The sequence below is a fragment of the Afipia sp. GAS231 genome, from assembly GCF_900103365.1.
Classification (GTDB): Bacteria; Pseudomonadota; Alphaproteobacteria; order Rhizobiales; family Xanthobacteraceae; genus Bradyrhizobium.
Genome location: NZ_LT629703.1, coordinates 5,934,294 through 5,950,307, shown reverse-complemented (window position 1 = coordinate 5,950,307; position 16,014 = coordinate 5,934,294). Strand labels below are relative to the sequence as shown.

General features: G+C 63.3%; 13 protein-coding genes. 7 read left to right on the top strand and 6 right to left on the bottom strand.

Features of this window, described 5'->3' with window-relative positions; translation table 11 throughout:
• The first annotated feature begins 562 nt into the window (after positions 1-562).
• The 4 genes from BLS26_RS28200 to BLS26_RS28185 all read left to right on the top strand — a co-directional run bounded on the left by BLS26_RS28200 (position 563) and on the right by BLS26_RS28185 (position 5,272).
• Positions 563-2,134: an ABC transporter ATP-binding protein gene (locus BLS26_RS28200; protein WP_092515789.1), complete on the top strand. Its 1,572-nt coding sequence runs from the start codon at positions 563-565 to the stop codon at positions 2,132-2,134.
• Positions 2,118-3,197, top strand: coding sequence for an ABC transporter permease (locus BLS26_RS28195; RefSeq protein ID WP_092515788.1), 1,080 nt, complete (start codon positions 2,118-2,120; stop codon positions 3,195-3,197). The genes BLS26_RS28200 and BLS26_RS28195 overlap by 17 nt, the downstream gene beginning before the upstream one ends.
• Positions 3,197-4,114 carry an ABC transporter permease gene (locus tag BLS26_RS28190; RefSeq protein WP_092515787.1) on the top strand — a complete coding sequence of 306 codons (918 nt, stop codon included), beginning with the start codon at positions 3,197-3,199 and terminating at the stop codon, positions 4,112-4,114. Before BLS26_RS28195 ends, BLS26_RS28190 begins: the two co-directional genes overlap by 1 nt.
• Before the next feature lie 78 nt (positions 4,115-4,192).
• Positions 4,193-5,272: a BMP family ABC transporter substrate-binding protein gene (locus tag BLS26_RS28185; RefSeq protein ID WP_092515786.1), complete on the top strand. Its 1,080-nt coding sequence runs from the start codon at positions 4,193-4,195 to the stop codon at positions 5,270-5,272.
• 267 nt (positions 5,273-5,539) lie between these two features.
• Here BLS26_RS28185 and BLS26_RS28180 read toward each other — a convergent pair whose 3' ends face one another.
• From BLS26_RS28180 to BLS26_RS28165, 4 genes are all read right to left on the bottom strand, one after another.
• Positions 5,540-5,851, bottom strand: a complete 312-nt coding sequence (locus BLS26_RS28180; protein WP_092515785.1) for a hypothetical protein — start codon at positions 5,849-5,851, stop codon at positions 5,540-5,542.
• A gap of 195 nt (positions 5,852-6,046) precedes the next feature.
• The gene (locus BLS26_RS28175; RefSeq protein ID WP_092518707.1) at positions 6,047-6,358 is read right to left on the bottom strand and encodes a hypothetical protein; all 312 of its coding nucleotides are present in this window, start codon (positions 6,356-6,358) and stop codon (positions 6,047-6,049) included.
• A gap of 241 nt (positions 6,359-6,599) precedes the next feature.
• Positions 6,600-6,911 (bottom strand): cytochrome c, encoded by a 312-nt coding sequence (locus BLS26_RS28170; RefSeq protein WP_092515784.1) that lies wholly within the window; start codon positions 6,909-6,911, stop codon positions 6,600-6,602.
• Between the two features lie 213 nt (positions 6,912-7,124).
• Positions 7,125-8,474 carry an 8-oxoguanine deaminase gene (locus tag BLS26_RS28165; protein ID WP_092515783.1) on the bottom strand — a complete coding sequence of 450 codons (1,350 nt, stop codon included), beginning with the start codon at positions 8,472-8,474 and terminating at the stop codon, positions 7,125-7,127.
• Positions 8,475-8,608: 134 nt separating this feature from the next.
• On the opposite strand from BLS26_RS28165, the gene BLS26_RS28160 reads away from it, so the two are divergent.
• The gene (locus BLS26_RS28160; protein ID WP_092515782.1) at positions 8,609-9,430 is read left to right on the top strand and encodes an FAD binding domain-containing protein; all 822 of its coding nucleotides are present in this window, start codon (positions 8,609-8,611) and stop codon (positions 9,428-9,430) included.
• A complete protein-coding gene (locus tag BLS26_RS28155; protein ID WP_092515781.1) occupies positions 9,427-12,150 on the top strand; it encodes a molybdopterin cofactor-binding domain-containing protein in 2,724 nt (907 codons plus the stop codon). Before BLS26_RS28160 ends, BLS26_RS28155 begins: the two co-directional genes overlap by 4 nt.
• Positions 12,151-12,249: 99 nt before the next feature.
• Here the strand turns inward: BLS26_RS28155 and BLS26_RS28150 are convergent, their stop codons facing one another.
• Both BLS26_RS28150 and pucL read right to left on the bottom strand, forming a co-directional pair.
• The gene (locus BLS26_RS28150) at positions 12,250-13,203 is read right to left on the bottom strand and encodes a TRAP transporter substrate-binding protein (protein ID WP_371360702.1); all 954 of its coding nucleotides are present in this window, start codon (positions 13,201-13,203) and stop codon (positions 12,250-12,252) included.
• Between the two features lie 299 nt (positions 13,204-13,502).
• The gene (gene pucL, locus BLS26_RS28145; protein WP_092515780.1) at positions 13,503-14,345 is read right to left on the bottom strand and encodes a factor-independent urate hydroxylase; all 843 of its coding nucleotides are present in this window, start codon (positions 14,343-14,345) and stop codon (positions 13,503-13,505) included.
• A 195-nt stretch (positions 14,346-14,540) separates the two neighbouring features.
• Here pucL and BLS26_RS28140 point away from each other — a divergent pair, with 195 nt between their 5' ends.
• Positions 14,541-15,941 carry a nucleobase:cation symporter-2 family protein gene (locus BLS26_RS28140; RefSeq protein WP_092515779.1) on the top strand — a complete coding sequence of 467 codons (1,401 nt, stop codon included), beginning with the start codon at positions 14,541-14,543 and terminating at the stop codon, positions 15,939-15,941.
• Positions 15,942-16,014: the final 73 nt, after the last annotated feature.

Here is a 16,014-nt window from a genome sequence, read left to right as displayed (position 1 = left end):
GCCCTTGGAAGCGACCCTTGCGCCGTTCACATGAAGTGAGAAGCCTCAAGATTCCCCAGGGCTTGCTGCAAGTTTCATCAAGAAGAAGTGAGGCCTGCGCGGCACGTGCGGCGGAAGGCCGAGCGGCTGCCACCGCGAAGCAATCTCCGGTAGAGCCGGATTTTCTCGTTTAGGCCTGTCACAATTGGGCTTTCTGCGGCGTTCGGGCGCAGGGAGCAGCGCACAAAAACGCGCGAACAGGGCATTCCCGGCAACGCGTACACAGATGCGACAAAACTGCTCAACTTCGCAGCAGCGCTGCTTCCGGCATTTCGAATTGTCTGGACCGTCACAAATTTACAACAACGTGACAGGCGTTTTTGCGGGGCACCCGCGGCGCGCGACGCGTCCGTGCCGGCGCAAGGACGGTCCACCAGATCGAAGAGCAGCAAATCCGGCCGGGAATCGCACCGCTTCTGCTCTGCCAAAGACTTGAGCAAAGGCTGACGCTTTTTCCCTACTTACGCATGCGGCGAAACTAGCACAGTATTGAGGCATCCTTTCCTCATACGCGTGACCACGAATGTCAGATTCGACGCCTGCCGCGCTGCACACAGGTGGCACGCCGCTGCTCCAGACGGTCGGCCTGACCAAGCGGTACGGCAGCTTCCTCGCCAACGATGCGATCGACATCGAAATCTGGCCGCGGCAGATCCATGCCCTGCTCGGCGAGAACGGCGCCGGAAAATCCACGCTGGTCAAAACCATCTACGGACTGGTGCAGCCGAGCGAGGGCGAGATGCTCTGGCAAGGCGAGAAGATGGTTCTGTCCGGTCCCTCGGAAGCCCGCAGCCGCGGCATCGGCATGGTGTTCCAGCACTTCTCGCTGTTCGACAATCTCACCGTCGCCGAGAACGTGGCGCTCGGGCTCGACGGTAGGGAATCCTTCAAGGACATGTCGGCGCGCCTTGAAGAAGTATCCCATGTTTACGGGCTTCCGCTCGATCCCAAACGCGAGGTCTGGCAGTTGTCGGTCGGCGAGCGACAGCGCATCGAGATCGTGCGCGCGCTGATGCAGAATCCGAAATTCCTGATCCTCGACGAACCGACCGCGGTGCTGACGCCGCAGGAGGCCGATCAGCTCTTCGTCGTGCTCAACCGCCTGAAGGACGAAGGGCGCGCGATCCTCTATATCAGCCACAAGCTCGACGAAGTGAAACGGCTCTGCGACACCGCCACCATCCTGCGCGGCGGCAAGAAGATCTCGACCTGCAATCCCAAGGCGGAGACCGCTTCGTCGCTTGCCCGCATGATGGTCGGCGGCGAGATCAAGGAAGTGAAGGCGGCGGCCAACCGCCAGACCACGGTGCCGCGCCTTGTGGTCAACGACCTCAGCCTCGAGCCTGATGATCCGCACGGGGTGCGGCTCCAGCACATTTCCTTCGAGCTCAAGGGTGGTGAAATCTTGGGCATTGCCGGCGTTGCCGGTAACGGCCAGGACGAACTGTTCGCAGCCCTTTCGGGAGAGCGACTGGCCCAGGACCCCGGTACGGTCGTGATCGACGGGCATGCCGCGGGGCACCTCTCGATCACCAAGCGGCGCAAACTGGGTGCAGCCTTCGTACCCGAGGAGCGGCTCGGTCACGGCACCGCGCCGCGGATGCGGCTGTCCGAGAACGCGCTTCTGACCGGTCATGCCGCCAGCGGCATGGTCCAGCATGGCTTCGTCAACACGGCAGCGACCCTCAACACCGTCGACAAGGCGACCGAGGCGTTCGACGTCCGCAAGGCCAAGCGCGATCCCGAAGCCGCCAGCCTGTCCGGCGGCAATCTGCAGAAATTCATCGTCGGCCGCGAAATCCTGCGTAACCCGGTGGTGCTGGTCGTGAGCCAGCCGACCTGGGGCGTCGATGCGGGCGCGGCCGCCGTGATCCGGCAGGCGCTGCTCGATCTGGCCGCGGCTGGTGCAGCGGTGCTGGTGACGAGCCAGGACCTCGACGAGCTCGCCGAAATCACCGACCGCATTGCCGTGATGTTCCATGGCCATCTGTCGGCGCCCATGGCCACCAGCGAAGCCAGCCGCGAAAAACTCGGCCTGTTGATGGGCGGAGCCAGTCTGGACCAGAAGGAAGCGGCGCATGCAGTTGGTGCTTGAAAAACGCGCCGAGCGGTCGAACACGATCGCGCTGATTTCGCCGCTGATCGCGATCGGATTGACGATCGTGACCATGAGCGTTCTCTTCATCATCCTCGGCAAAAACCCGATCTCGGCGCTTGGTGTCTATTTCATCGACCCGCTCACCGACAGCTATTCGCTGCAGGAGATCGCGGTGAAGGCATCGCCTTTGGTGATGATCGCGATCGGCCTGTCGCTGTGTTATCTCGCCAACGCCTGGAACATCGGCGCCGAGGGCCAGTTTCTGGTCGGCGCGGTGGCCGGTAGCTGGCTCGCGGTAAAGACCAACGGCACCGATGCCGGCTATTGGGTGATGCCGGCAATGCTGCTGCTGGGCGCTGCGGCCGGCGCGCTCTATGCGCTGATCCCGGCAATCTGCCGGGTGAGGTTCGGCGCCAGCGAAATTCTGACCAGCCTGATGCTGGTCTATGTCGCGGATCTGTTTCTCGATTATCTGGTGCGCGGTCCGTGGCGCGATCCCAAGGGTTTCAACTTTCCGACCACGGCCGAGTTCGATCCGGTCGCGACCGTGCCGGTGCTGATCGAGGGCGGCCGCCTGCACCTTGGCGCCGTGATTGCGCTGGTCGTGGTGGCGGCAGGCTCCGTGCTGCTCGGCAAGACCATCAAGGGGTTTGAAATCCGGGTGGTCGGCGCCGCCCCGCGCGCCGCCCGATTCGGCGGCTTCAACTCCAACCAGTTGATCCTCCTGACCTTCGCGATCTCGGGCGCGCTGGCCGGCCTCGCCGGGATCATCGAGGTCGCCGGCCCGGTCGGCCATCTGCAGCCCGGCATCTCGCCCGGCTACGGTTTCACCGCGATCATCGTCGCCTTCCTGGGGCGGCTGAACCCGGTTGGAATATTAATTGCAGGACTTTTCCTCGCACTCACCTTTATCGGCGGCGAGCAGGCCCAGATTGCAATGAAGATCCCGTTGGACGTCACCAAGGTTTTCCAGGGCATCCTGCTGTTCTACGTGCTCGCCTGCGATTCCCTGATCCTCTACCGGTTCAAGCTCATTTTCGCGTCAGCAAAGGTGGCCTGATGGAGCTGGTCGAAGCCATCATCCTTGCCGTGCTTGCGGCGTCCACGCCGCTGCTGCTGGCTGCGACCGGCGAACTCGTCACCGAACGCGCCGGGGTACTGAACCTCGGTGTCGAAGGCATGATGATCGTGGGCGCGGCCTGCGGCTTCGGCGGCGCCTGGATGTCCGGCTCGATCATCATAGGCGCGCTGTGCGGCATTATCGCCGGCACGCTGCTGTCGCTGATCTTCGCGCTGATGACGCTGGGGCTCGCGGTCAACCAGGTCGCGACCGGCCTGGCGCTGACCATTCTGGGCATCGGACTGTCGGGACTGATCGGCGCCCGTTTCGTCGGCGAGAAGATCACGCCGGCGCCGCATCTTCATATTCCCGGGCTCACCGATATCCCGCTGGTCGGACGCATTCTGTTCGGCGAGGACGCTTTCGTCTATCTGTCGCTGGCACTGGTCGTCGCGGTCTGGTGGTTCCTCTACAAGACACGGGCCGGGCTGATCCTGCGGGCCGCCGGCGACAACCACGTCTCGGCGCACGCGCTCGGCTATAACGTGCTGCGGATCCGGATGTATGCGGTGATGTTCGGCGGCGCCTGCGCGGGCCTTGCCGGCGCCTATTTGCCGCTCGCCTATACGCCGTTCTTCATTCCCGGCATGACCGCCGGCCGCGGCTGGATCGCGCTGGCGCTGGTGGTGTTCGCATCCTGGCGTCCGGGGCGGCTCGTGATCGGCGCCTACCTGTTCGGCGCGGTGACGATCCTGCAGCTACACGCGCAGGGCTGGGGCGTCGGCATTCCCTCGCAATTCATGTCGGCGTTGCCGTATCTCGCCACCGTCATCGTCCTCGTTCTGATTTCACGCGCGCGCAGCGGCGGCTCGACCGCGCCGGCGGCGCTCGGGACGGTGTTCGTGCCCGATCGATAGACATACCCGGAGCGTGCGCGATGGGGCGCGGGCGCATCGGGAGTGACAGTCCACCCCTTCAGTAACCGGAGAAATTACATGAGAAAGATTCTCATCGCGACGGCGGCAGCGGCGATTGCCGTCGGAGCAAGTCTGGCCGGCGCTTCCGCCGCCGACAAACTCAAAGTCGGGTTCATCTATCTCGGCCCGGTCGGCGACCTCGGCTGGACCTATCAACACGACGTCGCCCGCCAGGCGATGATCAAGGAGTTCGGCGACAAGGTCGAAACCACCTTCCTCGAAAACGTCAGCGAAGGCCCGGACTCCGAGCGCTCGATCGAACAGCTCGCCCGCGCCGGCAACAAGCTGATCTTCACGACCTCGTTCGGCTACATGGAGCCGACGCTGAAGGTGGCGAAGAAATATCCCAAGATTCATTTCGAACACGCCACCGGCTACAAGCGCGCCGAAAACGTTTCGACCTATTCCGGCCGATTCTATGAGGGCCGCTACATCCAGGGCATCATCGCCGCCAAGATGTCGAAGAGCGGCGTGCTCGGCTACATCGGTTCGTTCCCGATTCCGGAAGTCATCTCCGGCATCAACGCCACGATCCTGGGCGCGCAGACCATCAATCCCAACATCAAGGTCAAGATCATCTGGGCCAACTCGTGGTTCGACCCCGGCAAGGAAGCCGATGCCGCGAAAGCACTGCTCGACCAGGGCGCCGACGTGATCATGCAGCACACGGATTCACCGGCCGCCATGCAGATCGCGTCCGAGCGCGGCAAGCTGGCGTTCGGCCAGGACTCCGAAATGATCAAGTTCGGCCCGAAGTCGCAGCTCACCTCGATCATGGACAATTGGGGCCCCTACTACATCGAGCGCGTCAAAGCCGAACTCGACGGCACCTGGAAGTCGGAAGATTTCTGGGGCGGCCTCAAGAGCAAGATCGTGATGATGGCGCCCTACACCAACATGCCCGACGACGTGAAGAAGCTCGCGATGGACACCGAGGCCGCCATCACCGCCGGCACGTTGCAGCCGTTCAAATGCCCGGTCGTCGGCCAGGACGGCAAGGAAGTCGAGTGCAAGGGCGGCACCCATCTCGACGACGGCCAGGTGCTCGGCATGAATTTCTACGTCAAGGGCATCGACGACAAGATCCCCGGCAAGTAGGGGCAGAAGATTATCGAGAGACCAGGGTCCGGGCGGAAACGCCCGGACCTTTTTTATGACTGCGCCTCACATTGTGACCTCATCCTGAGGAGCGCGAAGCGCGTCTCGAAGGATGGGCCACGGGCCTCATGGTTCGCCCGGCGACGCGAAGCATCGTCCGGAGACGCGCGCAAGATGCGCGCTCCTCACCATGAGGATCACCCCGCATGCATCGCGCGGGGCGGTGGGCGCTTTGGTGGTCTGGCAGGCTCAAATTGATCGACAAGGTCATTCATTGCCTTCGGCCTGAACCGGCGGCTTCTGCGCGCCCTGCACGCTCTGGCTAAGCGACAACAGCGCATACTTCAGCTCGTCGGAGACGGAGGGTTTGCCCCTAATGTCTTCGAAGGCTTCGGAGACGCGCTCATTCGCCGATTTCGCGAACTGTTCGAAGCCCACATCGATGCGCGTTCCTGCTCCAAGAACGGTGGCAGCGGCAATCGATCCCAGCAGGAGGATTGTGGTCCAGATGCCGCTTTTTCGGCTGTTATTGTCCGGCTGAACGATGGGCGGTAGCTGCAAGAGGTGATCGTTGGCCATGGTTGTTTACCTCCTGTCCTCGCGAACAACGTCCGGCCGCGAATTCGGCGATGAACAACAGTCTTTCTCGTCGCGGTCTGCCATTCCAGCCGGTCTCTGCATAGTGTGTAGTCTGACGGCATATCGGGCGACTGCTATTAAGGGGTACACCCAACAGATCTGCTCCTTGAGCCGAAGGTCTTTTAGGCGAACAGCTCAGCGCCGGACAGCGATATCCAAGAACTCCTGCACAGAACGCGGCACCTCGTCGTATTCAGCAAAGCGTCGGCGCAGCTCGTCGGCAATATCGACCGTGACGTCGCGCGACCAGCCCTCGGCGGTGTTGAAGGCGACAATGCGGACCGGGTGACTATACTGGTCTTCCATGAGACGGCGGATCAGCGTCGTCCGGTCAGTACCTTGCTCATCAGCTTCACACCAAGCGCGCCCGAGCCTGCCAAAATCGTTTAGCACCACATAGGTGTCGCAGTCGGCGCCATGCGGCACAATGGAGGGGGAGCGGCGCATCACCTTTGGCTCCAACAAGTCCCGCACCAAGCGACCCCGCTACGCGGGGCGTTGGCAGGGTCGCCTGCTCTACCGGGCCCGGGGCTGAGGAACGTGAGCCCGGTAGGCCGAAACACTTTATCCGAGGGAACCTGATGGAATGACTACTAAAAAGGGGCACCCCTTTAGTTCCATCCACCATTCGGACGCGCGCGAGCGGGAACGAACGGTTCCAGCTCCGTGGTTGGCATGCCTTGCGCGCTTATTTTAGGCTCAGAATATAATCTGCCATGTCCGCGACCTCCGCCCTATTCAGCGATACACTTGGCATGTTTGGATGCGGTAGCAGGAGGAGAAACGCGAGCTTGTTCGCGTTGAAGTCAGGCGTTCTCGCGAGGTATGTGAAAGGTGGTGCCTGGTCAGTCGCACTCGTCTGTCCACGTTCCATAAGGTGGCAGCTAGCGCACCAGCGCTTTGCGATCTCCTTGCCGTGATCAGGATCAGCGGCAAATGAGGGCGTGGCTATCGCGACGATGCACCATCCGAAGAACAGCGACTTGAACACGTCCAACATGTCTAGGGCTCCCAACGATATTGATTACGTTTCAGATATTCTGGGTGTCATCCTCCCACAAGGGGAGAAGAATCCAAGCGCCTCACATGACGACCTCATCCTGAGGAGCGCGAAGCGCGTCTTGAAGGATGGGCCACGGGCCTCATGGTTCGCCTGGCGATGCGAAGCATCGTCCGGAGACGCGCGCAAGATGCGCGCTCCTCACCATGAGGATCACCCCGCATGCATCGTCCGCGCAGCGGCGCTGTGGCGGCGGATCAGGTCTGAAACGTCGAGGCCAGGGATCGCGCCATCCATCACCACCCAGTTGCCGCCGACCATGACGCGGTCGGCGCGGTGCGCGCCGCAGAGCACCAGTGCCGCCAGCGGATCGCCGTGGCCGGAGAAGCGCAATTCGTCGAGCTTGAACAGCGCCAGATCGGCGGCTTTGCCGACGGCGATTTCGCCCAACTCAGGACGGCCGACGCAGGCGGCGGAGCCCTTGGTAGCCCAGCGCAGCGCGTCCTTGTGGCTGACCTTGGTCACGCCGTAGCGGGCGCGCTGAAGAAGAAACGCGGCGCGGACTTCCTGCATCAGGTTGGACCCGTCGTTCGAGGCCGACCCGTCGACGCCGAGGCCGATCGAAACCCCGGCCTCCTCCATCTCGCAGACCGGGCAGCAGCCCGACGCCAGAATCTGATTGCTGCAGGCACAATGGCTGATCGATGTTTTCGCCTTGCCGAGCCGTTTCATCTCGTCGGGCTTAAAGAAGATGCCGTGAGCCAGCCAGGTGCGCGCGTTGAGCCAGCCGCATTGTTCGAGATAGTCCAGCGGGCGGCAACCATACATCTGCTCGCAGAATTTGTTCTCGTCCTCGGTTTCGGCCAGATGGGTATGCAGGCGGACGTCGAGCTTGTCGGCCAGCGCTGCCGTGGCGCTCATCAGCGATGTCGTGACCGAAAACGGCGAGCACGGCGCCAGCGCAATCTGCACCATGGCGTCCTCGCCGCGCTGGTGGTGTTTGGCGACCACGCGCTCGCAGTCGGCCAAAATCGTATCCTCGTCCTGCACCACGCTGTCGGGCGGCAGGCCGCCGTCCTTTTGCGACAGATTCATCGAACCCCGCGTCAGCAATACCCGCAGGCCGAGCCGCTTGGCGGCGGTCACTTCGATATCGACGGCGTCCTCGAGCCCGCCCGGAAACACGTAGTGATGATCGGTCGTGGTGGTACAGCCCGACAGCAGCAGTTCCGACATCGCCACGGTGACGCCGAGGTGAAGCGACTCCGGGGTCAGCCGCGCCCACACCGGATAAAGCGCCTGCAGCCATGGGAACAGTTCGCGGTCCATCGCCGCCGGCAGCGCCCGGGTCAGGGTCTGGTAGAAATGGTGGTGGGTGTTGATCAGCCCGGGCAGCACGACATGGGCGGAGGCGTCATAGATCGCCGCATGGGCGGTCGCGGGCTCGCGGCCTTTGCCCACCAGCTCGACGATCCTTCCGCCGCGGACCACGACGCCGCGTTCGGCGCCGTCGGCGAGAATGGAAAGCGGATCCTTGATCCAGATCGCCTGCGTTTGGTCCATAATCCCCACCATGCTTCCTTCAAGAGCGCCCGTCCCTGCAATGCAAAGACCATCCCAACGGGATTGGCAATTGGCGCTGGTCTTGCAAGACTTCTAAAACAGAGAGGCATCCTGTTGAAAGCGCTAGCCTATCCATGGACCTGAACACGATCGAAGCGGTGGCGCATCCGAAGGCGCGGGACCAATTGCCCGTTTGGACGGCAGGCGATGCTTGGCTCGCGGGCGGGACCTGGCTGTTCTCCGAACCGCAGGTCCATCTGCGCCGGCTGATCGACCTGACCGACCTCCAATGGCCGGCGCTGATGATCAGTGAGAGCGGGCTGTCGATCGCAGCGACCTGCAGCGTGGCGCAGCTCGACGCGCTGGCCTGCCCGCCGGACTGGATCGCCTCCCCCCTGATCAATCAGTGCTGCCGGGCGTTCCTCGCCTCCTTCAAGATCTGGAAGACCGCGACCGTCGGCGGCAACATCTGCATGTCGCTGCCGGCGGGGCCGATGATCTCGCTGACCTCAGCGCTCGACGGGACAGCCACCATCTGGCCCGCCGCCGGCGGCGAGCGCAAGATCGCGGTTGCCCAGTTCGTCACCGGCGACAACCGCAATGTGCTCGCGGATGGCGACCTGCTGCGGCAGATCGACATCCCGCTCGCGGCGCTGAAGCGGCGCTCGGCGTATCGGCAGATCTCGCTGACGCCGCTCGGCCGCTCGGCGGCGCTCTTGATCGGCAGCCTGAGCGGCGAAGGCGCGCTGGCGCTGACGGTGACCGCATCGACCAAACGGCCGGTGCAACTGTCCTTTGCCGGAATTCCGACGGCGAAGGAGCTGCGCGAGACAATCCTGCAGCGCATTGCCGACGACCTCTACCACACCGACGTCCACGGCAAGCCGGCATGGCGCAAGCACATGACGCTGCGGCTCGGCGAAGAAATCCGCAGCGAGTTGCAGGCGCTGCTATGAGTTTTGAAATCAACGGCAAGGAATTCTCGCAGTCACCGCGGGCCGGGCAATGCCTGCGGACGTTTCTGCGCCAGCTCGGCCATTTCGGTGTCAAGAAAGGCTGCGACGCCGGCGACTGCGGCGCCTGCACGGTGCTGATCGACGGCGAGCCGGTGCATAGCTGCCTGATCCCGGCATTTCGCGCCCAAGGCCATGCGGTGACCACTATCGAAGGCTTTGCGCCCGATGGCGGCATCCATCCGATGCAGCAGGCGTTCCTCGATGCGCAGGGATTTCAGTGCGGGTTCTGCACCGCCGGCATGATCCTGACCTGCGCCACGCTGAACCAGGCGCAACGGCAGGACCTCGGCGCGTCGCTGAAGGGCAACATCTGCCGTTGTACCGGATACCGCGCGATCGAGGATGCGCTGAACGGCAAGACCAATGTCGAGGACGCCGCGGCCGGTACCGCGTTCGGCCGCAGCCTGCCCGCGCCTGCCGGGCCGAACGTGGTGCGCGGCGCCGAGCGTTATACGTTCGATATCGCCCCGGAAGGCCTGCTGCACATCAAGATGCTGCGCTCGCCGCATCCGCACGCCAAAATCATCTCGATCGACAAGAGCGCTGCGCTCAGCGTCGCCGGCGTGCATGCCGTGCTGACGTACGAAGACGCGCCGGATCGGCTGTTCTCGACCGCGCGGCACGAAAAAGACTGGATGGACCCGGAAGATACCAAGGTGCTCGACAACGTCGTCCGCTTCATCGGGCAGAAGGTTGCGGCCGTGGTCGCCGAGACCGAAGCTGCCGCCGAAGACGCCTGCCGCCGGCTCAAGGTCGTCTATGACATTCTCCCTGCCGTAATCGATCCGGCGCAGGCGATCGCTCCGGGCGCGCCTGTGATCCATGGCGACAAGACGTCAGCGCATCGCATCAGCGATTCGGCGCGCAATATCGTCGCCGAAATCCATGGCGAATTCGGCGATGTTGCGGCAGCGCTCACGCAGTCGGCCGTGACCTATCAAGGCACCTTCACGACCCAGCGGGTGCAGCACGCGGCGCTCGAGACCCATGGCGGCATCGCCTGGGTCGATGCCGATGGCATGCTGACGGTTCGCACCTCGACGCAGGTGCCGTTTTTGACGCGGCGGGCGCTGGCGGATCTTTTCAATTTGCCGTTCGACAAGGTGCGGGTGTTCTGCGAACGGGTCGGCGGCGGCTTTGGCGGCAAGCAGGAAATGTTCGTCGAGGACATTCTGACGCTGGCCGCCCTCAAGACCGGGCGGCCGGTGAAATTCGAGTTGACCCGCGAGGAGCAATTCGTCGCGACCTCGACGCGGCATCCGATGCGCGTCACCGTCACCGCCGGCGCCGACAAAGACGGCAAACTGACGGCGCTGCAACTCGACGTGCTCTCCAACACCGGCGCTTACGGCAATCATGCCGGTCCGGTGTTGTTTCATTCCGTCGGCGAAACCATCGCGGTCTATAACTGCCCGAACAAGAAGGTCGATGCGACAGCCGTCTACACCAACACCGTGCCGGCAGGCGCGTTTCGCGGCTACGGCCTGCCGCAGAGCTTGCTCGCAGTTGAATCCGCGATCGACGAGCTCGCAAAGCAACTCGGGATCAGCCCGTTCGAGATGCGCCGCCGCAACATCGTCAAGCCCGGCGATCCGATGTCGTCGCCGCCGGAATCCGAATATCACGACGTGTTCTATGGCTCCTACGGCCTCGACCAGTGCCTCGACCTGGTCGAGCGCGCGATGGCCGCCGACACGCCCAAGCCAAACCTTTCCGAGGACTGGCTGCTGGGGGACGGCATCGCGCTGACCATGATCGATACCGTTCCGCCGGCCGGACATTTCGCCGACTGCAAGATATCGCTGCGCGAGGATGGCGGCTTTGAGCTGACGGTCGGCACCGCCGAATTCGGCAACGGCACCGCCACGGTGCATCGCCAGATCGCCGCGTCCGCGCTCGCGACCACCGTCGACCGGATCACGCTAAAACAGTCCGATACCGCGCATGGCGGTCACGACACCGGCGCCTATGGCAGCTCGGGCACTTTCGTCGCCGGCCGCGCCACGCAGGCCGCCGCGGAAGCACTGGCCACCGAGATGAAAGCGTTCGCCGCATCGCTGATCGGCGAAAATCCGGATTCCTGTTCGCTCGACAATCATGCAACCGTGTGCGCCGGACGCCGCACGCCTTACGCCCTGCTCGCCGCCTCGGCGCAGGCGCTCGGAAAGACCCTCTCCGGCAATGGCAATTCGGCGGGCTCGCCGCGCTCGGTCGCCTTCAACGTCCAGGGCTTTCGTGTCGCGGTCAACAAGTTCACCGGCGAGGTCAGGATTTTGAAAAGCGTGCACGCCGCGGATGCGGGTAAGGTCGCCAATCCCATGCAGTGCCGCGGTCAGGTCGAAGGCGGCGTCGCGCAATCGCTCGGCGCCACGCTCTACGAGGAAATGGTGATCGACGAGACCGGCCGCATCATCAATCCGAAGTTTCGCGACTACCACCTGCCGCAGTTTGCCGACATCCCGCGCACCGAAGTGTTCTTTGCCGATACGTCCGACTCGATCGGTCCGATGGGCGCGAAATCGATGAGCGAGAGCCCGTACAACCCGGTCGGCCCCGCGATCGGCAACGCCATCGCCAACGCCACCGGCATCCGTTTTACGTCGACTCCGTTCAAGCCGGACCGGCTGTTTCCGGGGCTGCACGAGAAGTTCGGGAAGTAGGCAGAAGGTAGATGCCGTCATTGCGAGCGTCGCGAAGCAATCCAGTCTTCCTTGGTGCGGATAGATGGATTGCTTCGCTTCGCCCGCAATGACGGATCGTTACTGCGTATTCGCCCAATCCAGAATCGCGGCCGCCTCAGGAGAAGCTTTTGCCTGCCACGCCGCGATCGGACCGCTTCCGGCTTTCTTGAGCGCGGCAATGATGGCCGGCGGCGCCGGTTCGTCGATGCTGACGCCGTTGGCGCGCATCCGCGCGTAGTTCTCGGCCGTGCGGTTGACGAGCAGTTCGATCTGGCTGTTTTCGGTCTCCGCAGCGGCAGCATCGACCGCGGCTTGCTGATCCGCGGGCAGCCCGTCGAAGGCGTCCTTGCGGATGAACGCGATCGAGACCGGGATCGCGTAGTTGATCGGCGTGAAGTGACGGAGATCGTCCCACAGCCTTCGGCCTGCACCGCCATCGCCGGAGGTCAGGATCGCATTGAGCTTGTGCTCCCTGACCTTGGCAATCGCCTCGTTGAACCCCAGGAATTCCGCCGCAGCGCCCGCGGCACGCAAGACGTCGGCCGAACTCTTGTCATAGGCTCTCACTGCGAGAGCGTGTAGGTCTTCCTCGCCTTTGAGCGGCTGATCCGACCAGATGCCCGTTGCAGGCCAGATCGTGACATAGAGCAGCTTCATGCCTTGCGCGGCCAGCGCGCGTTCATAGAGCGGCCGTGCCTTGGCGTTGACAGCCTTGGCGGTCTCGACCGACTGCACCACGAAGGGAAGCGCCGACAGGCCGAATATCGGGTCGGACGATTCCAACGGCGCCGCGAACGCATCGCCGCCATCGACTCGATGGTCCTGCGCCGCTTGCGGCATGTCACGGGCACTGATTTTCAGTTCGTTATCGAACGCGGTCGCGGTCGTCAGCGAGCCCTGCGTCTTCGACGACAGCAGCTTTCCGAACGTCACCAACCCGATGCCGGAGATGTTGCTCTCCGGATATTCGGTCGTCATCTTCCACTGGACCTGGGCAACCGCCGCGGCGGGAAGCAGGCCGACTACCAGCACTGCCGCGCAGAGACTCCCAACCCATCGGCGACGGCCGATCCCGGAAACAGCGTCCACATTGAACTCCCCGACCGTCCAGCGGCCGCAAAGACAGATTTTGTTAACCTGAACGTCCCAGAATCGGGAGGTAGCAGCATGACCATAGAACACATCTGTCAGGCACTGCCATGCGACGCACCATCGAATACTTGTTCGAACTCGTTGAAGCAAACACCCCCTGCGCGGTCTGCGCAGTGACCGCTTCGTTCGCGATCACGGGTTGCCTGCGCTTCATCTGGGAATAAAGCGCCACGGCGAGACTAGCTCCGTCCCACCGTGCACTCGATCTGGCCGTGCGGCTCGTCGGTCGGCAGGAACACGTCGTTGTTGTTATCCAGCCCGAACGCCGACAGGTTCATCAGGATGAAGTGCATGTTCGGGCAGGCCATGCTGATTTCGGAAATCTCCGGCACGGCCGCGAGCGCCGCCTCGCCCATCCGGTACAGACTGTCCTGCACGCTCATGCTGTAGGTGGTCGCAAACACCTCCAGCGCGGTGTCGAGAATCCTCTTGTTGGTCGCCGGATAGTTGGCAGGCTTGCCCGACCATTTCCAGGACGCCACCATCGAGGTCGCACACATCCGGTCCGCGGTCGGCGGGATCGTCGTGTAGGCATCCTTGACGTAATTCTCCCAGCCCGACTGCGTCGACTTCATGAAAGCAAAGCCGTCGATGCCGGACGACATGGTCGCCGTGCCGCCGCGGACCTGCGAGACTTCCACCGTCGGCTTGCCGTTGCTGTCGAGCACGAAACTGTGCGGATGCGGCTTGCCGCCGAAACTCAACCGGCTCCATTTGGTCTCATGCGCGGTGATCGCGACGGAGGAAATCTGCGGATAGGTGTCGAGGTATTTCTTCGCCAGCACCTGGCAGAATTCCTCGGTGCTGAGCCCGGTATTCTGGCGGGCGACGATGTTGACGACGTTCTTGATCGTGTCGGTCGAGACGGCGGTGGAATTATCGGCATGGGTATAGGCGCGGGCGAAGTCGCCTTCGATCATGGCCTTGATGTTGAGCTGGCTGACCTCGTGCCGGTCGCCGTCGCGATGGATGCGCATCACGCGGACGCGGCCCTTGCCGTATCGGTTCTTGATCAGCGGCATGGGACAGCCTCCAGTTCAGCCGGTAAATCCACGGGACTTAAAATCTAAAGGACTTGGAACGCCCGATATGTTCCAATAATGAGCAACGTTCGTGCCATCAGGCAAGGGCCGGGACCAGGTTCTGGCACGGGCCTTGTATCGATCTGACCGGGCCGCAGGCCCGCGCCTTGAGGGCCAAGTTTTGGGGGCCAGTCCATGACCACGACGACCGAAGTCCACCCTGTCGACCAGATGTTGCCGACACCGCGGCTGCTCGCGCTCGGCCTGCAGCACGTGCTGGTGATGTATGCCGGCGCTGTCGCGGTGCCCCTCATCATCGGCCGGGCGCTGAAACTGCCGCCGGAAGACGTCGCCTTCCTGATCTCGGCGGACCTGTTCGCCTGCGGGCTGGCGACGCTGGTGCAATGTATCGGCTTTCCCGGGGTCGGCATCCGGCTGCCGGTGATGATGGGCGTTACTTTCGCGTCCGTCGGCCCGATGCTGTCGATGGCGGCGGCGCCCGATATCGGCCTGCTCGGCATCTACGGTTCGGTCATTGCTGCCGGAATCTTCGGCATCCTTGCCGCGCCTTTCATCAGCCGGCTGCTGCCGCTGTTTCCCCCGGTCGTCACCGGAACCATCATCATGGTGATCGGCATCTCCTTGATGCGGGTCGGGATCAACTGGGCCGGTGGCGGCCTGCCGACGCTGACCAAGGTGGTGGACGGCGTTCCCGGCGCGTTTCCCAATCCCGGCTATGGCCAGTTGCAGGGGCTCGGCATCGCACTGTTCGTGCTGCTGGTGATCCTCGGCCTGATCAAGTGGGGCACCGGCTTCATCGCCAACGTCTCGGTGCTGCTCGGCATCATTGCCGGCGCGATCCTCGCCAGCCTGCTCGGCGTCATGCATTTCGAGAAAGTCGTGGCGGCGCCGTGGGGCGCGATCGTGATACCTCTGCGTTTCGGCGTTCCGCAATTTCATCTCGTGCCCATCGTCACCATGTGCATCGTGATGATCGTGGTCATGATCGAGTCGCTCGGGATGTTTCTCGCGCTTGGCGAAATCACCGGCAAGAAAGTCGATCGCGACGCGCTGACTCGTGGCCTGCGCGCCGATGGCGTCGGCACGCTGCTCGGCGGCGTGTTCAATACCTTCCCGTACACGTCGTTCTCGCAGAACGTCGGCCTCGTCAGTGTCACCGGCGTACGCTCGCGCTGGGTCACGGTGACCGGCGGCGGCATCATGCTTCTGCTCGGGCTGCTGCCGAAGATGGCGGCATTGGTCGAAGCGGTGCCGCTGGTGGTACTCGGCGGCGCCGGGCTGGTGATGTTCGGCATGGTGGCCGCGACCGGCGCGCGGATTCTCGCCGGCGTCGATTTCAGGAACAACCACTTCAACCTGTTCGTGGTCGCGATCTCCGTTGGCTTCGGCATGATTCCGCTGGTGGCGCCGAATTTCTTCAAGAACCTGCCGCACGATCTGCAGCCGCTCCTGGAAAGCGGCATCCTGCTCTGCGCGCTGGTGGCGGTGATCCTGAACGCGTTCTTCAACGGCGTTGGCAGCAAGGCTGAAGCGGAAGCTGGCGCCGTCGCCGCAGCGGCGACGGCGCAGCATTGATGCTTCGTAGGGTGGGTTAGGCGAAGCCGTAACCCACCGCCGTCGTCGAGGCAAAAGAAGTTGGTGGGTTACG